Here is a 19,965-nt window from a genome sequence, read left to right as displayed (position 1 = left end):
GCGGGTAAGCCGGTTTGGCGGCGTGGTTAAGCTGATCCGGCGATACCGTTGAGGAACGCAACCAGCCGGTCGCGGTCGGCGGTCAGGCCCTTGTAGTCGAGTTGTTGCTGGTCGAGGGCCAGGAGCTGCTCCACGAAGGATGCAGCCAGCGTTGCCCGGTCCGGATGGGCATCGAGCACCTTGAGCGGATCGAGATGGATGCGGATGGTGAACAGGATGTCGCTTGAGACAGGCAGCTTGCGCAGCGTCTGACGCTCGACGCGCATGAAGGCATGAGCGTTGATGTCGCCGTCCGCGAATCGCGTCGGGCGGTTGGTGGCACGGTCGATGCGCTGGATATTCGAGAGCGGATGGTAGAGCGCGTCGCCGGCCTGGATCGACCAGTTGAAGCGCTCGACCGCTTGGCCCTGCAGGCCGTCGAACATCCGGTTGATGAGCTCGGCCGGCCGCGTGCCGGGTCCGAATCCAGGCACCGGCGCATGGATTTCCTGCAACGGCTTGCCGAATTTTTCCTGGAGCGACCAGGACGAAGGGAAGCAGAGCGAACCGGCGGCGAGCCGCCAGCCGCGCTCGTCGCGGCGCATCAGGATCAGGTCTTCCTGGACGAGCAGGGATGCTCTTGCAAGCGGCGCGTTGCGTAGGGTAGGCGGCGGCAGCCGGTCGGTCACGCTTGCGAGGCCGATGACCTCGACGTCCGAGCCGGCGCCGCAATGGGTGCGCGGGTGTTTCGCGATGAGATGCGGGCTGAGCAGGGCCAGCACTTCGCTTTGCGCGTCGCGGGTGCCGGCCTCCTCGACAAAGACCTTTTCGGGGATATCGGCATAGAGCCGCTGCTTTTCGGAGAGGTGCGGGAGAAGGAATTCGTCGACCTCGATCCAGCGCTCGATTTCGAGCGGCTTCAGCCCGATCGTGAAGAGTTTCGAAGACCCATCATAGGGCGTATGGGTCGGCTGGCGAATTGTCATGTCCGCTTGGGTTCTATCCAGTTCATGTCTCCTGGCTCAATCAGCCCAGTTGCGCCGGGATCAGCCCGCGCAGCGAATTGCCGACGAGGATCGCCTTCGCCGCCTTCAGGTCGTCGAAGCTGTATATCGCTTCCACCGCGCGGCCTTCGTCCAGAAGCTGGCCGCGCAATATTCCAGGCAAAAGGCCGCAGTCGAGGCGGGGCGTGGCGAGCGGGCCGCTGCCGAAATCGGCGAACAGATTGGTGATCGTACCCTCGCAGAGCTCGCCGCGCTCGTTGGCCAAAAGCACCTCGTCGGCGCGGGTCGCGAGATATTCGGCGCGTGCCTGCGTGTAAACTTGGCGCCGGCTTGTCTTGTGGCGCAGCAGCGTGTCGCCGGAATCGAGACGGATACGTGCCAACTGCAGCCGCCAGACCTTGTCCGCCGGCAGCGGTTCGTAGGCTTGAGCGGCGGCTGTCGCTTCGCCATTTCGCTGCAAAGCAAGGCGCACGCGTAAGGCAGTTCCGTGCCCGCCAACGGTGTTCGACAGCACTTCGCCGATCCGTTCGGGATCGCAGGCGAAGCCGAGTTCGGCGGCGGATGCATAAAGCCTAGCAAGATGGCGCTCGAAGCGCAGGAAGCCGGAACCAGGCTCCCAGCGCATGGTCTCGATCAGTTCGAAGCCGGCACCGTTCCCGTCGCGAAGCGCGCTTTCAACAGACACTCCCGATACTCCTCCTCGGCGGTCGAATCGAAGACGACGCCGCCGCCGACATTGTAGACGGCCTCACCGTCGGCAAAGAGCGAGATGGTGCGGATCGCCACCGAAAACCGCATCCTGCCGCCGGGCGCGATCCAGCCGATGGCGCCGCAATAGACGTCTCGCGGTGCGTCTTCCAGCTCGTGCAGGATTTCCATGGCGCGGATCTTCGGCGCGCCGGTGATCGAGCCGCAGGGGAAAAGCGCGGCGAAGACCTGGCGGATGCCGATGCCGGGCAAAAGCCGCGCTCGCACGCGGCTTACCATCTGGTGCACCGTCGGATAGGTCTCGATGCGGAACAGTTCCGGCACGTCCAGCGTGCCGACTTCGCTGATCAGCGAGATGTCGTTGCGCAAAAGGTCGACGATCATCCGGTTCTCGGCCTGGTTCTTCTCGTCGTTGCGCAGGAAGGCCTTCAGCCGCGCGTCCTCGACCTTGGTCGCGCCACGTGGCGCGGTGCCCTTCATCGGGTGTGTCTCGATCATGCCGTCGGCATCGATCTCGAAGAACAATTCGGGCGAGCGCGACAGGACGATCGGATCGCCGAGCGAGACCAGCGCGCCATATTTGACCGGCTGGCGTTCCGTCAGCGCGTCGAAGGCCGCAAGCGGATCGCCGGACCATTGCGCACGAACCGGGAAGGTGAGGTTGCCCTGGTAGCAATCGCCCTTGCGGATGTGGTCGTGGAGGCGTGCGAAGCGGCCGGCATAGTCCTCGGCGGACCATGTTGCCCTGGCATCGAAGATCGGGCCGTTGCTGGCTGACGCCTGCATCTGCGGCACCGCCTGCTCGACAGGCGCATCGAAGACGCCAAGGCAGACCAGCGGCGCGCGGCGGCCCTCGGGCAGCAGCGGCACCAGTTTCGGCTCGAGCAGGTAACCGGCTTCGTAGGAGAAATAGCCCGCCAGCCATTTGCCGGCGTCCGATGCGGCCTGCGCCCTTTCAAGCGCGGGCATGAACTCTTCCGCGGCCTGCGCGACGATGATCTCGCGCGGCCGGTCGAAGACCAGCTGACGAGCGGTCGCGTCGTTGCGAAAAAGGGCTGCAGGCAGGGACATAAGCCTCGAATGCGGACAAAAAGCGCCGTCGACCGCTCTATATGGGGGCTTGGCGTGGCGCAATCGAGGGAGCGGCGTCCGGCGGCGCAAAGGTGGCTGGCCCAAAACAAAGACGGCGCCCGTAAGGACGCCGCCTTGCTGCCAACCAGGCAGGTTGCTCAGGTGTTGCTTGCGGTTCCGGCCGTCGGGAACTGGTGGGCGAATTCGGCCTCGTTGCCGGCGGCCAGCAATTTCGCCTGCTCGATCCATTTTTCGCGCGCGATGCGGCCGTCGAAATTGAGCACTTCCTCGATCCGTTTGACGTCGGCGGCGGTCCAGGCGGCGATCTCGGCATAGGTGGTGACGCCCAGGCCTTTGAGCAGCCTTTCGTTGACCGGGCCGATGCCGATGAGGCGGCGCAGATTGTCGGCCTTGCCGGTCGCGGCCTGCGGCGCTGCCGCCTTCTTTGCCGCGGGTGCTGCCGCCTTCTTCGGCGCGGCGGCTTTGGCCGCCGGCTTCGGTGTCGCTGCAGTCTTCGTTGCGGCCGGCTTCTTTGCAGCGGGCCCGGCCTTTGCCGCCGCCGATGTCGCGGTCATCAGCGCCGCCGGCGCCGGCGCGGCGGCCTTGTCGGCGCCGGCCTTGGCGCCAGGCGCATCGCGCAGCCGGCTTTCGAGATCGGCGCGGGCACGGCCGCAGGCGTCGAGCTCGCCCTTCAACCGATCGCTGTCGGCGCGCAGCCTGTCGCGCTCGCCTCGCGTGCGGTCGAGATCTCCGCGCAGACTGTCGAACTGTCCGCGCAGGCGGCCCCAGATGAACCAGCCAACCAGGATACCCACAACGAACGCCAGGAGCATGTAGAAGAAAGTGCTCATTTCCCTCTCCAGTCCGATCTGTCGGCCGAGGCCCGGAAAGGCGAGCGCACGCCAAGGATCGTCAAAGGTTCCGTGGTCGGCGGAACCGCCGGCTTCAATCGAGCCATCGGCGTTCGGCCTTGTCCGGGCCGATGGGCATCATCGCATTCGCCGTGGCGTAGCGGCAGGCCATCTCTGGCCCTGCGCGATGCGTCCGGCTGAGCTTGAGGCCGGACGCTATCATATGGCTTGTCGAAAGCCAGTTGAAAAATGCCCCCGGAGAGTTATTCAAGAACAGCTATTTAGGCAAGAATAGACCCTTGCTAATATGCATCCCGGCTAAACTATTACGACAGATGCCTGCGCCGTAGTTGTCGTCAACTATCGAGCGCTTCCAATTCGTCGATCAGCGAACCGATCACGCCGAGGCCGATCTGCCAGAATGCGGGATCGGTGGCGTCGAGGCCGAAGGGCGCAAGAAGCTCGGAGTGATGCTTCGTGCCGCCGGCGCGCAGCATCTCGAAATACTTCTCCTGAAATCCGCGCTCGGCATTCTGGTAGACGGCATAGAGCGAATTCACCAGGCAATCGCCGAAAGCATAGGCATAGACGTAGAAGGGCGAGTGGATGAAATGCGGGATATAGGTCCAGAAGACCTCGTATCCCTCGCGCAGCTTGATCGCCGGCCCCAGGCTCTCGGCCTGCACTTCCAGCCAGAATTCGCCGAGCCTGTCCGAGGTCAGCTCGCCGTTCTTGCGTTCGGCATGCACCTTGCGCTCGAACTCGTAGAAGGCGATCTGGCGCACGACGGTGTTGATCATGTCCTCGACCTTCTGGGCGAGCATGGCCTTGCGCTCGCGCTTGTCGCCGGTCTGCTCGAGCAGCGAGCGGAAGGTCAGCATCTCGCCGAAGACGGAGGCGGTTTCGGCCAGCGTCAGCGGCGTCGAGGCCATCAGCGCGCCCTGGCCGGCGGCCAGCACCTGGTGCACGCCATGGCCGAGCTCATGCGCCAGCGTCATCACATCGCGCGGCTTGCCCATGTAGTTGAGCAGCACGTAGGGATGCGCCGACGGCACCGTCGGGTGGGCGAAGGCGCCGGGGGACTTGCCGGGCCGCACCGGCGCGTCGATCCATCTGCGATCGAAAAAGCCGCGGGCGATTTCGGCCATGTCCGGCGAGAAGCGCTGGTACGCCGAGAGCACCGTGTCCCTGGCGTCGTCCCAGCTGATCACCGCCTGCGGCGTTTCCGGCAGCGGCGCGTTGCGGTCCCAATGGTTCATCACCTCCATGCCGAGCCAGCGCGCCTTCATCGCGTAATAGCGATGCGACAGCCGCGGATAGGCCTCGCGCACAGCCGCGGCCAGCGCATCGACCACATCGCGCTCGACACGGTTGGCGAGGTGGCGCGAGTCGGCGATATCCTGGAAGCCGCGCCAGCGGTCGGAGATTTCCTTGTCCTTGGCCAAAGTGTTGGTGATGAGCGTGAAGGTGCGCAGGTTCTTGCGGAACGTGGCGGCCAGCGCCTCGGAGGCGCGGCGGCGCACCTCGCCGTTCGAATCCTGCAGCCGGTTCAGCGCCGGCTCGAGTGTCAGTTCCTCGCCCTCGACGTCGAAGCGCAGGTCGGTCATCGTCTCGTCGAACAGGCGGTTCCAGGCGCCGCGCCCGGTGACCGACTTTTCGTGGAACAACTGCTCGACGCGGTCCTCGAGCTGGTAGGGTTTGTCCTTCCTGAGGTCGAGCACCCAGGGCCGGTAGTGGCCGAAGGCCTTGTCGGCGGCCAAAGCGCTTTCGATCGCCGCATCGTCGATCAGGTTGAGTTCGAGCGCGAAGAACAGGAGATGCGCGCTGGCGTCCGTCATCTTTTCCTGGACGTCGCCATAGAGCTTGGCGCGCTGCGGATCGGCCGTGTTGCCGGCATAGACGAGGCCGGCATACGAAACGATGCGGCCGATCAGTTCCTCGAGCGCCTCATAGGCCTTGAGCGCCTCGCCCAGCCGGCCGGCGGCGCCGCGCCCGGCTTCCGCGGCCAGCGTACCCTTCCAGCGGGTCTCGAAGGCGATGGCGTCGCTGGCCGCCTTGGCGATGTCGCGCTTCAACTCCGGCGCGTCCATGCCGGAATAGAGATCGGCGAGATTCCACTCCGGCAGGTCGCCGAGCTCCGCCGCGCCCTGTCCGGACGACGCCGCCGCAAGCCGCTGACCAAACATCATGCGCATCAACAATACCTTTTTTGAACCAAGGGGCCAGAATCAAAGGGAAAGGAGAAGCCGGTCAAATCCTAAGGAATTCGTTCACCGGGTTTTTTGAAACCTTATTTAGAACCCTGTGCCAAGATGATCCACGGGGATTTTCTCGGGCGGACAACTCAAACAGTCATGACAGGTTCCATACTCATAGTCGATGACGATCCGGTGCAGCGCCGGCTGGTCGAGGCCGCGTTGACCAAGTTCGGCCACAGCGCGATCGTCACGGATAGCGGCGAGGCCGGCCTCGACGCGCTCGATGGCCCGAACGCGCGCGAGGTCTCCGTCGTCATTCTCGATCTCGTCATGCCCGGCCTCGACGGCATCGGCGTGCTGAAGGCGATGCGCGAGCGCGCCATCAACATTCCCGTCATCGTGCAGACGGCCCAAGGCGGCATCGAGACCGTCGTCTCGGCGATGCGGCACGGCGCCTTTGATTTCGTCGTCAAGCCGGCGTCGCCCGACAGGCTGCAGACCGCGATCTCCAACGCGCTCAAGGTGGAAGCCGTCGAGGACGAGATGAAGCGCGCGTCGCGGCGGCGCGGCGGTGGCCATCTCACCTTCAAGGACATGATCACGCGCAGCCCGGCAATGGACCGGGTGATACGCCTTGGGCAGAAAGCGGCGGCCTCCAACATCCCGATCCTGATCGAGGGCGAATCCGGCGTCGGCAAGGAACTGGTGGCGCGCGCCATCCAGGGCAGCGGCGACCGCCGCTCGAAACCGTTCGTCACCGTCAATTGCGGCGCCATCCCTGACAATCTCGTCGAATCGATCCTGTTCGGCCACGAGAAGGGTTCCTTCACCGGCGCCACCGACAAGCACACCGGCAAATTCGTCGAGGCGAACTCCGGCACGCTGTTTCTCGACGAGATCGGCGATCTGCCGCTCGACGTCCAGGTCAAACTGCTGCGCGCCGTGCAGGAAGGCGAGGTCGACCCGGTCGGCGGCCGCTCGACCGTCAAGGTCGATATAAGGCTGATCTCGGCCACGCACCGGAACCTCCTGCAGCAGGTCAAGGACGGCAAGTTCCGCGAGGACCTGTTCTACCGGCTGAACGTCTACCCGATCTTCGTGCCGCCACTGCGCGACCGCCGCGACGACATTCCCTACCTTGTCCGGCATTTCATGGAAAAGGTCGCACCGACCGATCCGCGCCGCCGCCTTGCCGGCATATCGGCCACGGCGCTTGCCATGCTGCAGGCCTATGACTGGCCCGGCAATATCCGCCAGCTGGAAAATGCGGTCTTCCGCGCGTCGGTGCTTGCCGAGGGGGATGTGCTGACCGAGGAGGAGTTCCCGCAGATCCGGGCGCAGGTGGAAGGCACGGTCAATCTCGAAGCGGAACCGGCGTCCGCAGTCGCCGAAACGATTGCGGACGCGTCCCGGCAAGCGGATGAAACCGCTGCCGACGCAACGGCGGCCGGTTTGGCCGACGGCGAGGCGCCAGCCAGGCCGCAGCTGCGTTTCGGGACGCTTCGCGCGCTTGACGAGCGCGGCAATGTGCGGGCGCTGGCCGATGTCGAGCTCGAGATGATCAAGCTTGCGATCGACCACTACAACGGCCAGATGAGCGAAGTCGCCCGCCGGTTGGGCATCGGTCGCTCAACGCTCTACCGCAAGTTGAAGGAATATGGCATTGACCCCGAAGCCGGCCGCGTCGACCGGCTTGCCTCATGACAGGCAAGCCTCGAACCAGCTTGCTTGCCTAAAATCCGAGTCAAATTGTCGCTTTTTACGTGAAAACACAGGGTTTTCAGCGGTAAGCGTTGCCGAGGATCACGCATTAACGCTAACGGTAACAGATCGTGTTCTGGCCGAGGCGGATTCTTGATCTAAACCAGCGGTTTACCACGAAATGCTGTGCATAATTTTTGACGGGATATCGCCACCGTGTTACCGCATTTCGGCTTCAATAAACGATGATTAACCATTAGGATCGATATTCGGATGTGAAAACGACGCATCCGTTTGGTCAAATCCGGGGACAAACGGCAGCCTGCAAGGCCATTTGATTTGAACAAAGTCGAACGACACAACAACGGGCGGCATTTACACATGAGCGTCTGGCCGAGGTGGCTGACGTTCGTGATTTTGGCCGTCGGGTTCCTGTCTGTGGTGACGTCGGGCGCCAGGGCCGAAGTGCGTACGCTCAAGCTCTATCATCTGCACACGCACGAGAAGGCCGAGATCGTCTACAAGCGCAATGGCCGCTACGATCCGGAAGGCCTGCGCAAGATCAACATCATTCTGCGCGACTGGCGCCGCAACGAGCCGACCAAGATGGATCCGCGGCTGCTCGATCTCGTCTGGGAAGCCTATCGCGAAAGCGGCGCGACCGACTATATCCAAGTGGTCTGCGGCTATCGTTCGCCGTCAACCAACGCGCTGTTGCGTTCGCGCAGCCGCGGTGTCGCCGAGAAGAGCCAGCACATGCTGGGTAAGGCGATGGATTTCTACATTCCCGGCGTGCCGCTGAAGAAACTGCGCAACATCGGCCTCAAGATGCAGGGCGGCGGCGTCGGCTATTACCCGACTTCCGGCTCGCCATTCGTGCATATGGATGTCGGCAACGTGCGCCATTGGCCGGGCATCAGCCGCCAGGAACTGGTCAGCCTGTTCCCGAACGGCAAGACGCTGCATGTGCCGAGCGACGGACGCCCGTTGCCCGGATATGAGCAAGCAGTGGCAGCGTATCAGGCGCGTAAGGGCGCCGGCACCCCGAACATCGAACTGGCCAGCGCCGGCGGCTCGACCAAGCGCTCCGGCGGCCTTTTTGCCTGGTTCGGCGGCGGCGCCGACGAGGCCGATGACGACGCCGACGAAAGTGCCCCGGCGCCTCAGCGGAAAGCCGTGAAGCAGGTCCAGGTCGCCAGCGCCGCCACGGCACGCGACAGCAATCTTCCGGGCATCGCGATTGTCACCCCGAAGGATGCCAAGCGCGCCAACATCCCGCAGATCGCGGATGACAGCGCCGACGATTCGCAGCCGTCGCAGCAGGATACGCCGGAGACGATCATCGCCGCCCTGCCGCCCAAGGAAATCCCGCTGCCCGACTTCGCGCCGCGTCCGAAGGTCGATGTCGGCCAGCAGACGCCGCAGAACGTGCCGTTCGCCACGGCGGATGCCTCGGCGACGACAGAGCAGGCGGTTGCGACGGCCCAGGCGCCCGTGCCGGACAAGGTTCCGTTCGGCGCAGCCAGCGCCGCGGAGGCCGCGAGCACCGATCCGGCGCAGGTGGCGGTCAACAACATCCCGCTGCCGACCTGGCGTCCTGACCGCTCGACGCCGGCGGAACTCGCGCCGAAGGACAAGAATGTGCTTCTGGCGCTGGCCGAAACCGCTTCGCAGGACAAGAGCGCGACCGACGCGTTCTCGGTGCTGCCGACGGCACGGCCGCAGCCCGGCAAGCAGGATGAGGTGAAAGCCGTTCTCGAACAGGCCAATGCAACCGTCGGGGCCGATGGCGGCGGCGCCGAATACCAGCTCGCGTCGCTGACCGAACCGGAACCGCGCTCCGCGTTCAACGATCCGTCGGGCGTCGATGCGGCCTCGCCGCGTCAGGCCATCGCCGCACTCCCAGCCGGGACCGATCCGGCAAAGGCGATCGGCGCCGGCGTGAAGACGACGGCCAAGGAAGGCAGGGCGTCCGCCCACGATCTGAAGCCCGGGCCCAAGGCCATGGTGGTGGCGACGCCGCCGCAAGCCGCGCGCTGGGCGCTGGGCAACGGCGTCAACATCGCCTCGATTTCCGACCCGACGACAGCGCCGCGCTATGCCTACAACATCGTGCATACGCCGCCGAGCGAAGTGTATACGGCCGGCTTCCAGGCGGATGGCGGGGTGCCGGACGCAAGCCGGTTCACCGGCAACGCGGTGAAGTTCCTCTCGGTCGCGCGCTTCCAAACGAAATAGTGACGAGTCAGCGTGACCACCGCAAAGCCGCGTTGGCCCGTCAGCGCGACTTTTGTCTTTCATGGCATGCGCCGCTGCCTGTTAGGCCAGAAGGTCTTCCCGCTTCGTCTAATGGTAGGACAGCGCCCTTTGAAGGCGTGAATCGTGGTTCGAATCCATGAGCGGGAACCAGACATGGCAATGCCTCGGTCGGCGTTCGGTATGCGCATCTTCACGCCAGGCTAAACTTACCGTGAGGTTGGAGCGCCGCGCCCAATGATGGGTTAAAAGGGGTTCGTTCCAAACTGGGGATATTCATGAAGAAGATTGTATTGGCGTCAGTTCTGGCGCTGGCCGCGGCATCGGCTGTCGTCGCTCCCTCGCAAGCCGAAACCGTGATCGTCAAGACCGGACGACATCATTGCGTGACCAAGCTGGTGACGCATTGGCGCCACCACCACAAGGTGGTCGAGAAGGTCAGGGTCTGCAGATAGTTGCGTTTGCAAGACTAATCCCGGCCGGCGCAAGCCGGCCGGTTTTTTGGTGCTCAGTCAATTTCCAGCGTGGCCGCTTCGCCCCTGGCCAGGAGCCGCGCGGCGTCGCGCGCGGGCGGCAATCCGAACTGGCGCGCATATTCGCGGCTGAACTGGGAGGCGCTTTCGTAGCCGACGGTGAAGGCGATATGCGCCGCGCTGCCCGGTTGCGCGATCAGCAGATGGCGCGCTTCCAGAAGGCGGAGCTGCTTTTGATACTGGATCGGGCTCATCGCCGTCGCCGCCTTGAAGTGGCGATGAAAGGCGGCGTTGCTCATATGCGACAGCTCGGCCAGTTGCGTCACATCGATCGGCTCGTTGTAGTGCGCGCGGATCCAGGCGGTGGCGCGGCGGATTTGCGAAAGGCGGCCATCGGCACGGGCGAGCTGACGCAGCTTCTCGCCCTGCGGGCCTTGCAGGAGCCTGAACGCGATCTCCCGTTCGAGCATGGGCGCGAGAACAGGAATCTCGGCTGGTTTGTCGAGCAGCCGCAGCATTCGGCGCCATGCGTCGAGCAGCAAGTCATCGAGCTGATTGGTCACGAAGCTATCGCAGTCGATCGCCGGCTTGTGGTCGATGAGCAGGCCGGCGATCAGCTCGGTATCGAGCGAGAAGGCGATGGCCAGGTAAGGCTGTGCGACGCTCGCCTCGAGCAACTGGCTGGTCGCGGGGGTTTCAACCGCATAGACGAAATAGCTGCCGGCGCCGTAGGCAAGCGTGCGGTCGCCGATCAGGACCGTTTTGGTTCCCTGCAAGACAAACAGCGTGGTCGGCTGGCAAAGCTCCGGCAGCGGCGGCGTCGGCACCTCGCTGCGGCCGATGGTGACGCGCGGAATGGCCGTCTTCGTCCGCCGTCCGCGCGCATGTCGGCTGGCGAGTGCGATCAATTCCTGAAGCGCTTCATTCATCGTTTCAGCATTGCCGATCCATGCAAGCCGTGCAACCAAGTGACGCGGAGCCGCGCATCCAGTTGAGAGGATTAGGCAAGAGGATGCGAGGATCCGGCGCGCGAAGCAGGTCGGTTGACGCCAGTCTAGGTCGCCAAGAAGGAGACCTGGAATGACGACGCAAAAGAATGCGCTGGTGACCGGCGCCAACAAAGGTATTGGGCTCGAGACCGCCAGGCGGCTGGCGGCACTGGACTACAAAGTGTGGCTCGGCGCCCGCGACGCGGGGCGCGGGGAGGCTGCGGCGCAGGCGTTGCGCGCCGAAGGGTTCGACATCGAGTGGCTCGAGCTCGACGTCACCAGCGACGACGGCGTGGCGGCTGCTGTCAAGACAGTCGCGGCGCAGGCGCCCGGCCTGGACGTGCTGGTCAACAATGCCGGCATTGCGCCCGGCTATGTCGACGCGCTTGGTCCGGACGGCCGCTATGAGCGGCCGCCGAGCCGCGAGAATGTCGCGGAGATGAAAGCCACCTATGATGTCAACGTCTTCGGTCCGGTGCGGGTCACCCAGGCGTTCCTGCCGCTGCTCAAGGCGGCGCCCGCTGCACGGATCGTCATGGTGAGCAGCTATCTCGGATCGCTGGCGCGCGCGGCCGGCAACAGCCAGTCGCCCAATGTCATGGGCTATGGCAGTTCGAAGACCGCGCTCAACGCCGTCACGCTGTCCTTCGCCCGGGAACTCGCGCCTCGCGGCATCATGGTCAACGCCGCCGCTCCCGGCTACACCGCCACGGACCTCAATGCGCACAGAGGCGGCCGCACGGTGCAGCAGGCGGCCGAGATCATCGTGCGGCTGGCGACGCTGGAGCCGGGCGGACCGACGGGCGGCTATTTCGACGAGAACGGCGCGCTGCCCTGGTGAGGGCGCTGATTTACTTCTTGAGCTTGCTCGCCTCACGCGCCAGCGCTTCGATCTCGTCCCACTTGCCGGCCTTGATGAGATCGTCGGGCGCCACCCAGGAGCCGCCGACGCAGATGACGTTGGGCAGGCTCAGATAGTCGGCGGCGTTCCTGGCCGTTATGCCGCCGGTCGGGCAGAATTTCACGGCGGCGAGCGGCGAAGCGAAGGCTTTCAGCGAAGCGATGCCGCCGGATTGCTCGGCCGGGAAGAATTTCAGGAAGCGCAGGCCGGCTTCGCGCGCGGCCATGATCTCGCCGGGCGTGATGGCGCCGGGCAGCAGCGGCACGGGGCTGCCCTTGGCTGCGTCGAGAAGCTGGCTGGTGATGCCGGGACTGACGATGAATTTCGAGCCGGCGCGGGCTGCTTCATCGAACTGCTTGGCATCGAGGATGGTGCCGGCGCCGACGATCGCCTCTTCGACCTCGGCAGCGACGCGGCGGATCGCTTCCAGCGCGTCGGCGGTGCGCAGCGTGATCTCGATCGCCGGCAGGCCACCGCGCGAAAGGGCGCGAGCGAGCGGCACCGCATCCGCTACATTGGCGATCTTCAGCACCGGGATGACCGGTTGACCGTTGAGAAGCGACAGGAGCTTTTCGGTCTTGCTGGTCATTTGCTGGTCTCCATTTCGATCGATTTCAACCGATTAGCAGAAGGCATTTGCCAAGTCCACGAAGGCAGGCGTGTCGCGATGCCGCGCAGCGGATCGCCGTGGGCCCTTTGAGCCTTGAAACCGCTTTCACCACGGTCTAGTGGCATGACCATGACAACAGCCATGGAAATTCAGCCGGTCCACGTCGCGGCGCTCTATAAATTCGCGCGGCTCGATGGATACGAGACCCTGCGCGCGCCGCTCGCGGCCTTCTGTTGCGGACGCGGCATCAAGGGCACGTTGCTTCTGGCGCATGAAGGCATCAACGGCACCGTCGCCGGCAGCGAGGAAGCGATCGCCGCGCTGATGTGTCACCTTGAGGCCATCGAAGGCCTTGCCGGACTGGAAGTCAAATACAGCAGCGCCGCCGAAATGCCGTTCCACCGCATGAAGGTGCGGTTGAAGCGCGAGATCGTCACCATGGGCGTCGAGGATATCGATCCGGCGGCGAGCGCAGGCACCTATGTCGCGCCGGCCGACTGGAACGCGCTGATTTCCGATGCCGATACCTTGGTGATCGACACGCGCAACGCCTATGAAGTTTCGCTCGGCACTTTCCAGGGCGCGGTCGATCCCAGGACCACCAGCTTCCGCGAATTCCCGGCCTGGGTCGAGCAGCACCGTGGAGAGTTCGAGGGCCGCAAGGTGGCGATGTTCTGCACCGGCGGCATTCGCTGCGAGAAGGCGACGGCCTATGTGAAGTCGCTCGGCCTCAAAAACGTCTTTCATCTCAAGGGCGGCATCCTGAAATATCTGGAAGACGTCCCGGCCGAGGAGAGCCTCTGGCAAGGCGAATGTTTCGTGTTCGACGAACGGGTGTCCGTCTCGCACGGTCTCGCGGAGGGCGAAGCCGAACTCTGCCGCGCCTGTCGGCACCCGCTGACGGTCGAGGACAGGTTGTCGCCGAAATACGCGATCGGCGTTTCATGCCCGCATTGCTTCGAAATGCGGTCCGATGCGGATCGCGAGCGCTACGCCGAACGCCACCGTCAGGTCGAACTTGCGCAAGCGCGCGGCGGCAAGCACCATATCGGAAGCTAGAGCCACACGCCCTTGCGCGTAAAACTCGCCTCGTCATTGTAATGTCAATGCGCGGGGCCTACCTCTTGCCGGTCCGAAACCGTGCCCGCGCGCATTTCGGCCGGGCCAATTCTGGAGGCATTAATGCTCGACCCCAAGAAGCTGCTCGACGACCTTCTCGGCTCGCAAATTCCCGGCACCGGATCGACCGTCCGCGACAAGGCGGGGCAGGCGGTGCAGATGGCGAAGGACAATCCGCTCGCCGCCGGCGCGCTTGCCGCCGTGCTGCTCGGCACCGGCACCGGCCGGCAGGTGACGGGCGCGGCCATCAAGCTCGGCGGCCTGGCGGCGATCGGCGGCCTCGCCTACAAGGCCTACCAGAACTACAAGAACGGCGCGGAGCCGGCCCAGGCGCCGGCGTCCGGCGAGCCGGAGTTGCTGCCGCCGCCCGCCGATACCGCCTTCGATCCCTCGCAGGCGCCGCAAGGCGAAGCCGAGTTCACGCTGACGCTGGTCAGGGCGATGATCTCGGCGGCGAAGGCCGACGGCCATGTCGATGACGACGAGCGCAGGAAGATCGCCGACAAGCTCAAGCTCGCCGGCATCGGCGCTGAAGCGGAAAAATTCCTGCTCGCCGAACTCGAAAGCCCGCTCGATCTCGACACGCTGGTCGCCGGCGCCAAGACCGATGCGCAGAAGCTCGAGCTCTACACCGCGTCGCGGCTTACCATCGATCCCGACACGCGCACCGAGCGCGGTTATCTCGACCTGCTCGCCGGCCGCCTCGGCCTGCCGGACGCCCTGGTCGATCATGTCGAGGCGACGGTTTCGGCGGCAAAGGTGCCGGCGGGAACGGCGCCCAATTCACCGTGGTGATTCGGCGTGGTAAACGTCCTTCGGGGACGCCTTGCCGTCCGTTAACTTCTCGTTAACCCAGCAAGCGCATCATTCTAACCAGTCGGACCGGCTTTTCCTCCTCCCAAGCGCGGTTCAGATCGGGGCGGTCGCCAATGGCCGCCCTTTTTGTTGACCTCTTCTTTATCACCAACAGCTGCTTGCCATGACCCATGGCATTTGCGATGCCACGTTCTTCCATCCATGACCGGGAGGACGACGATGACAGCCATAGCACAGAAGACCGCCATCGTTACCGGCGCCGGCACCGGCATCGGCAAGAGCGTCGCGACGGCGCTGCTCAAGGCAGGCTGGAACACGGTGTTCTGCGGCCGCCGCAAGAAAGTGCTGGAGGAGGCGATCGCCGAGGCGGGGAAGACGCAAGCCAAGGCATTGGCCGTCGCCTGCGACATCAGCAAGGCCGACGAGGTGGATGACATGTTCGAGACCGTGCTCGAGGCCTTCGGCCGCGTCGACCTGCTCTTCAACAATGCCGGCATGGGTTACAAGTCGACGCTGATCGACGAAATCCCGGTCGAGGTCTGGAACGACGTCGTCGGCGTCAACCTCACAGGCTCGTTCCTATGCGCCCGCGCAGCCTTCGGCGCCATGCGCCGGCAGAAGCCGATGGGGGGCCGTATCATCAACAACGGCTCGGTGTCGGCCTATGCGCCGCGCCCCGGCTCCGCGCCCTATACGGCGACCAAGCATGCGATCACCGGGCTCACCAAGACGCTGGCACTCGACGGCCGGCCTTTCGACATCGCCTGCGGCCAGATCGACATCGGCAATGCGCTGACCGAGATGGCGCAGCCGATGACGGTCGGCGTGCCGCAGGCCAATGGCTCGATCGCCGCCGAAGCGGTGATGGATGTCGAGCGCGTGGCCGATGCGGTGCTGCACATGGCGAGCCTGCCGCTCGATGCCAACGTGCTGTTCATGACGGTGATGGCGACGAAGATGCCGTTTGTCGGGCGCGGGTGAACGCCCGACGGGTCACTTTTTCAGAAAAGCCTCGATCCGTTCCAGCGCGCGCAGGATGTTCTCCTCGGAATTGGCATAGGAAAGCCGGATATAGCCTTCGCCGAGAACGCCGAAATCGGGGCCGCCGATCAACGCCACGCCGGCATCCTCCAACAGCGCCGAAGCGAGCTTCTTGGCCTTCCAGCCGGTTTTCGAGACGTTGGGGAAGGCATAGAAGGCGCCCTTCGGCGTGATGCAGGAAATGCCCGGGAGCGCGTTCAGCCCCTCGACCACGATCTTCCTGCGGTTGTCGAAGGCGCGCATCATCTTCTCGACATCGTCCTGCGGGCCGTCGATCGCCGCGATGCCGGCGAACTGGCTCGGCGCGTTGACGCAGGACCAGCAGTTGACCGCCAGCTTGCGCACCTTGTCGTAGAGATGCGCGCCCTTGTCGCCATTCGGCCAGATCGACCAGCCCATGCGCCAGCCGGTCATCGCCCAGGTCTTCGACCAGCCGTTGAGCACGATCAGCCGATCACGAATTTCGGGGAAGTTCAGCAGCGAGCAGTGAGTCTCGCCGTCATAGGTCATGACGTCGTAGATCTCGTCCGACATGATAGCGACCTGGGGGTGCTTCTCCAGGCCCTTGACCAGCTTCTCGATCTCGGCCCGCGGAGTGACGCCACCGGTCGGATTGGCGGGCGAGTTGAGGATGAGCAGCCTGGTCTTCGGCGTGATCAGCGCCAGCGTCTCTTCCGCCGAGAAGGCAAAGCCGTTTTCCTCGCGGATCGGCACCGGCACCGGCGTGGCGCCGGTGAACTCTATCATCGAGCGGTAGATCGGAAAGCCGGGATCGGGGTAGAGGATCTCGGCGCCCGCCTCGCCGAACATCAGGATCGCGGCAAACATCGTCGGCTTGCCGCCCGGCAGGATCATCACATTCTCGGGCGACACCTCGACGCCAGTGGTGGTCAGCGTGCGGCGCACGACCGCCTCGCGGGTGGCTAAAAGGCCGTTGGCAGGCGTGTAGCCATGGTGGCCGTCACGCAGCGCCTTGATCGCCGCCTCGACGATGTGCTGCGGCGTCTTGAAGTCGGGCTGGCCGATGCCGAGGTTGACGATGTCGCGTCCCTGATGGGCGAGCGCGGTGGCCCTCGCCAGCACCGCGAAGGCATTTTCCTCGCCGAGACGGTCGAAGGCCGCGATCGTGTGGAGCATTTTTCCCGTCCCTGTGGTTCTTTCTGTGAGCGAGCGTTTTTGTGACGGTCCGCAGGTAAAAGTCAACGGATTGGAGTGGCCGGTGTCGGAAGATCTGAAGAATTGGCAGCCGCGTCCGCGGCCGGAACGCAAGGTGTTCGAAGGCCGTTATGTGCGCCTTGAGCCGTTCAGCGCGGCAAAGCATGGCGATGGCCTCTATGAAACCTCGTCCGTCGCCGATATCGATGGGCGCTTCGCATGGCTGCCGGACTATCCGCCGAAAAGCCGCGCTGCCTTCCAGCCATGGCTCGACAAGGCCGAGGCGCTTGAGGATCCGCTGTTCTTCACCGTCATCGACAAGGCAAGCGGCGAGGTCGCCGGACGACAGACGCTGATGCGCATCGATGCCAACAACGGCGTCATCGAGATCGGCAACATCTATTGGGGACCGTTGATCTCGCGCAAGCCGGCGGCGACCGAAGCGCAGTTCCTGTTCATGAAATACGTCTTCGACGAGCTCGGCTATCGCCGTTACGAGTGGAAGTGCAACAACCGCAACGAGCCGTCGAAGCGCGCGGCCGAGCGGTTCGGCTTCAAGTTCGAGGGCATCTTCCGCCAGCATTTCGTGGTCAAGGGTGAAAACCGCGATACGGCGTGGTATTCGGTCGTCGACAAGGAGTGGCCGACACTCCGAAAAGCCTATGAGGCCTGGCTCGATCCGGCAAATTTCGATGCCCAGGGAAGCCAGAAACGGCGGCTTGAAGATTTCCGCGCCGAGTTCGGCGCGTAGATCATGATCCTGAGAGCCGGGAAACCGGTTTTCAGGACCATGGTCGGCAGACAGGAGTTTGGCGATGGCGCATGACCATGCTTCGCACGACCACGGCCCGGCCGGTCATAGCCACAGCCATGGCGCCGGGCATGTGCATGGCTCAACCGACAAGAAGCGGGTGCTGATCGCTACCTGTTTGACCGCCTGCTTCATGGTCGCCGAGGCGCTGGGCGGCTGGCTTACCGGGTCGCTGGCGCTGGTCGCCGATGCCGGGCACATGCTGGCTGACGCCATCGCGCTCGCCCTTGCCTGGTATGCTTTTCATCTCGCCGGGCGTCCTGCCACCGGCCGTCTCACCTATGGCTTCGCACGGGTGAAGACGCTGGTCGCTTACACCAATGGCATCGCCATCTTCGTCATCGCGCTTTGGATCGTCTACGAGGCCTGGGGCCGGCTGATGCACCCGGCGCCAGTGCTGGGCGGGCCGATGCTGGTGGTCGCGGTGGCAGGCCTCCTGGTCAACATCGCCTCCTTCTTCGTGCTGCATGGCGGTGATCGCGAGAGCCTCAACATGCGTGGCGCCATCCTGCATGTGCTGGGCGATCTGCTGGGCTCGGCCGCGGCCATCGTCGCCGCCATCATCATCCTGGCGACGGGCTGGACGCCGATCGATCCGATCCTGTCGGTGCTGGTGTCGCTGCTCATCCTGTCGACGGCATGGTCGCTGATGCGCGAGGCGGCCCACGTCCTGCTCGAAGGCGTGCCGGCCAGGCTCGACCGCGACGTGATCGCCAGGGACATCGAAGGCGCGGTCAAGGGCGTGCGCGAGGTGCATCACATGCACGTCTGGTCGCTCGACGGCACCTCCAACATGGCGACGCTGCACGCTTGCCTGAACGACGGCGTCGATGCGCATGTAGCGGTGAGCGCCATCAAGAAACGGCTTGCGGCCAAGCACGGTATCGAGCATGCCACCGTCGAACCCGAATTCGGCCAATGCGCGGACAGCCATGACGAGCACGATCATCATCATGATCACGACCATGCACATGATGCGCCGCGCGATCGCCGGCACTATCACTGACCGCGGCCTGATGACAAAACCGAGCAGCCTCGACATGAAGAACGCCCGCTGATGGATCGTGACACCCGCAACGCCGCGGCCGCCGCGGCGGTGATACTGGTTGTGTTCGGCCTCGCCGCCTATTTCCTGCCGGTCATCATGCTGGCCGCTGGCAAGGTATCGACGGTGCTGGCGGCCGTTATCGCCGTGGTCTTCATGGTCGGACTGTTCGTCGTCCTGTGGCTGCGCGGACGCAGCCAGCGCAAGAAAGGTCTCTGAAGATGAGAATACTGATCACGGGCGCCGCCGGCATGGTGGGCCGCAAGCTTATCGCGCGCCTGGCCAGGGACGGCGCCTTGCGCGGGCGAAAAATCACGGCGCTCGACCTGCACGACATCGTGGCGCCGCAGGCGCCGGCGCTCGTGGGCGTGGATGTCTCGATCCACACCGGCGATCTTTCCGCGCCCGGCGCCATGGCCGCTCTCGTGGCTCCCCGCCCGGATGTGATCTTCCATCTGGCCGGCATCGTGTCGGGCGAGGCGGAGGCCAATTTCGACCTCGGCTACCGCGTCAATCTCGACGGCACGCGCGCGTTGTTCGACGCCGTGCGGCTGGCGGCGTTTGCGCCGCGCCTTGTCTTCACCTCGTCGATCGCCGTGTTCGGCGCGCCGTTCCCGGAAGTCATTCCGGACGAATTCCATCCGACGCCGCTCACTTCATACGGCACGCAGAAGCAGATGAGCGAAGCGCTGCTTGCCGACTATACGCGGCGCGGCTTCTTCGACGGCATCGGCATCCGGCTGCCGACGATCTGCGTCCGCCCCGGCAAGCCGAACAAGGCGGCGTCGAGTTTCTTCTCCGGCATCATCCGCGAGCCGCTCGCTGGCCAGGAGGCAATCCTGCCGGTGCCGCGCTCGGTGCTGCACACCCATGCCAGCCCGCGCTCGGCGGTGAATTTCCTCATCCATGCTGCCGAAATCGACGGCGACAAGGTCGGACCGCGCCGCAACCTCACAATGCCGGGCGTCGCCGTCACCGTCGGCGAGCAGATCGAGGCGCTTGAGCGCATCGCCGGCGCCGAGGTCGTGAAGCGGATCCGCGAGCAGCCCGACGAGATCGTCTGGGCGATCGTCAAAGGCTGGCCGACACGGTTCGAAGCCAGGCGGGCGAGGGAACTCGGCTTTGCCGCCGAGAAGAATTTCGACGAAATTATTCGCGCGCATATCGAGGATGAGCTGGGCGGGAAGATCGCCTGATGTCTGTCGATACCAGGTGATGCTGAGCTGATCCGCAGATC

General features: G+C 64.6%; 20 protein-coding genes and 1 tRNA gene. 12 read left to right on the top strand and 9 right to left on the bottom strand.

From position 1 onward, the window contains the following. Positions 1–26: 26 nt before the first annotated feature. From FJW07_RS10385 to FJW07_RS10365, 5 genes are all read right to left on the bottom strand, one after another. On the bottom strand, positions 27–965 hold the full coding sequence (locus tag FJW07_RS10385; RefSeq protein WP_140856191.1) for a DUF3445 domain-containing protein: 939 nt from the start codon (positions 963–965) through the stop codon (positions 27–29). A 40-nt stretch (positions 966–1,005) separates the two neighbouring features. Continuing rightward, positions 1,006–1,668: an aminotransferase class IV family protein gene (locus FJW07_RS10380; RefSeq protein ID WP_140856189.1), complete on the bottom strand. Its 663-nt coding sequence runs from the start codon at positions 1,666–1,668 to the stop codon at positions 1,006–1,008. Continuing rightward, the gene (locus tag FJW07_RS10375) at positions 1,617–2,762 is read right to left on the bottom strand and encodes an aminodeoxychorismate synthase component I (RefSeq protein ID WP_140856187.1); all 1,146 of its coding nucleotides are present in this window, start codon (positions 2,760–2,762) and stop codon (positions 1,617–1,619) included. The genes FJW07_RS10380 and FJW07_RS10375 overlap by 52 nt, the downstream gene beginning before the upstream one ends. Before the next feature lie 158 nt (positions 2,763–2,920). After that, entirely contained in the window at positions 2,921–3,613 is a 693-nt protein-coding gene (locus tag FJW07_RS10370; protein ID WP_140856185.1) for a proton-conducting membrane transporter, read from the bottom strand. Between the two features lie 356 nt (positions 3,614–3,969). After that, entirely contained in the window at positions 3,970–5,808 is a 1,839-nt protein-coding gene (locus FJW07_RS10365) for a M3 family oligoendopeptidase (RefSeq protein ID WP_181182605.1), read from the bottom strand. 159 nt (positions 5,809–5,967) lie between these two features. On the opposite strand from FJW07_RS10365, the gene FJW07_RS10360 reads away from it, so the two are divergent. The 4 genes from FJW07_RS10360 to FJW07_RS31705 all read left to right on the top strand — a co-directional run bounded on the left by FJW07_RS10360 (position 5,968) and on the right by FJW07_RS31705 (position 10,223). Next, positions 5,968–7,515 carry a sigma-54 dependent transcriptional regulator gene (locus FJW07_RS10360; RefSeq protein ID WP_140856184.1) on the top strand — a complete coding sequence of 516 codons (1,548 nt, stop codon included), beginning with the start codon at positions 5,968–5,970 and terminating at the stop codon, positions 7,513–7,515. A 378-nt stretch (positions 7,516–7,893) separates the two neighbouring features. Beyond that, the gene (locus FJW07_RS10355) at positions 7,894–9,750 is read left to right on the top strand and encodes a DUF882 domain-containing protein (RefSeq protein ID WP_140856182.1); all 1,857 of its coding nucleotides are present in this window, start codon (positions 7,894–7,896) and stop codon (positions 9,748–9,750) included. A gap of 97 nt (positions 9,751–9,847) precedes the next feature. After that, positions 9,848–9,921 (top strand) — tRNA-Gln (locus tag FJW07_RS10350). 125 nt (positions 9,922–10,046) lie between these two features. Further along, positions 10,047–10,223 (top strand): hypothetical protein, encoded by a 177-nt coding sequence (locus FJW07_RS31705; protein WP_181167050.1) that lies wholly within the window; start codon positions 10,047–10,049, stop codon positions 10,221–10,223. A 53-nt stretch (positions 10,224–10,276) separates the two neighbouring features. Here the strand turns inward: FJW07_RS31705 and FJW07_RS10345 are convergent, their stop codons facing one another. Continuing rightward, positions 10,277–11,359: an AraC family transcriptional regulator gene (locus tag FJW07_RS10345; protein WP_246680728.1), complete on the bottom strand. Its 1,083-nt coding sequence runs from the start codon at positions 11,357–11,359 to the stop codon at positions 10,277–10,279. Here FJW07_RS10345 and FJW07_RS10340 point away from each other — a divergent pair. Further along, a complete protein-coding gene (locus FJW07_RS10340; protein ID WP_140856181.1) occupies positions 11,322–12,071 on the top strand; it encodes an SDR family oxidoreductase in 750 nt (249 codons plus the stop codon). The genes FJW07_RS10345 and FJW07_RS10340 overlap by 38 nt on opposite strands. Positions 12,072–12,081: 10 nt before the next feature. Here FJW07_RS10340 and FJW07_RS10335 read toward each other — a convergent pair whose 3' ends face one another. Together FJW07_RS10335 and FJW07_RS31700 are read right to left on the bottom strand one after the other, a co-directional pair. Then, the gene (locus FJW07_RS10335; RefSeq protein ID WP_140856179.1) at positions 12,082–12,720 is read right to left on the bottom strand and encodes a 2-dehydro-3-deoxy-phosphogluconate aldolase; all 639 of its coding nucleotides are present in this window, start codon (positions 12,718–12,720) and stop codon (positions 12,082–12,084) included. Continuing rightward, entirely contained in the window at positions 12,717–12,884 is a 168-nt protein-coding gene (locus tag FJW07_RS31700) for a hypothetical protein (protein WP_181182609.1), read from the bottom strand. Before FJW07_RS31700 ends, FJW07_RS10335 begins: the two co-directional genes overlap by 4 nt. Here FJW07_RS31700 and FJW07_RS10330 point away from each other — a divergent pair. From FJW07_RS10330 to FJW07_RS10320, 3 genes are all read left to right on the top strand, one after another. Next, entirely contained in the window at positions 12,883–13,800 is a 918-nt protein-coding gene (locus FJW07_RS10330) for a rhodanese-related sulfurtransferase (protein ID WP_140856177.1), read from the top strand. The genes FJW07_RS31700 and FJW07_RS10330 overlap by 2 nt on opposite strands. Before the next feature lie 123 nt (positions 13,801–13,923). Beyond that, positions 13,924–14,655, top strand: coding sequence for a tellurite resistance TerB family protein (locus FJW07_RS10325; protein ID WP_140642224.1), 732 nt, complete (start codon positions 13,924–13,926; stop codon positions 14,653–14,655). Positions 14,656–14,895: 240 nt separating this feature from the next. Further along, a complete protein-coding gene (locus FJW07_RS10320; RefSeq protein WP_140856175.1) occupies positions 14,896–15,657 on the top strand; it encodes an SDR family oxidoreductase in 762 nt (253 codons plus the stop codon). 12 nt (positions 15,658–15,669) lie between these two features. On the opposite strand, the gene FJW07_RS10315 is transcribed toward FJW07_RS10320, so the two are convergent. Continuing rightward, entirely contained in the window at positions 15,670–16,854 is a 1,185-nt protein-coding gene (locus FJW07_RS10315) for a pyridoxal phosphate-dependent aminotransferase (protein ID WP_140651542.1), read from the bottom strand. An 82-nt stretch (positions 16,855–16,936) separates the two neighbouring features. On the opposite strand from FJW07_RS10315, the gene FJW07_RS10310 reads away from it, so the two are divergent. From FJW07_RS10310 to denD, 4 genes are all read left to right on the top strand, one after another. After that, positions 16,937–17,623: a GNAT family protein gene (locus FJW07_RS10310; protein ID WP_140856173.1), complete on the top strand. Its 687-nt coding sequence runs from the start codon at positions 16,937–16,939 to the stop codon at positions 17,621–17,623. 64 nt (positions 17,624–17,687) lie between these two features. Beyond that, positions 17,688–18,689: a cation diffusion facilitator family transporter gene (locus tag FJW07_RS10305; protein ID WP_181167049.1), complete on the top strand. Its 1,002-nt coding sequence runs from the start codon at positions 17,688–17,690 to the stop codon at positions 18,687–18,689. A 51-nt stretch (positions 18,690–18,740) separates the two neighbouring features. Continuing rightward, positions 18,741–18,947, top strand: coding sequence for a hypothetical protein (locus tag FJW07_RS10300; protein WP_140642214.1), 207 nt, complete (start codon positions 18,741–18,743; stop codon positions 18,945–18,947). A gap of 2 nt (positions 18,948–18,949) precedes the next feature. Continuing rightward, a complete protein-coding gene (gene denD, locus FJW07_RS10295) occupies positions 18,950–19,924 on the top strand; it encodes a D-erythronate dehydrogenase (protein ID WP_140856170.1) in 975 nt (324 codons plus the stop codon). Positions 19,925–19,965 lie beyond the last annotated feature (41 nt).

The organism is Mesorhizobium sp. B3-1-9 (assembly GCF_006439595.1).
In the GTDB taxonomy this organism is placed as follows: domain Bacteria; phylum Pseudomonadota; class Alphaproteobacteria; order Rhizobiales; family Rhizobiaceae; genus Mesorhizobium.
The sequence above is the reverse complement of the archived record's forward strand: the minus strand, read 5'-3'. Positions and strand labels throughout refer to the sequence as shown.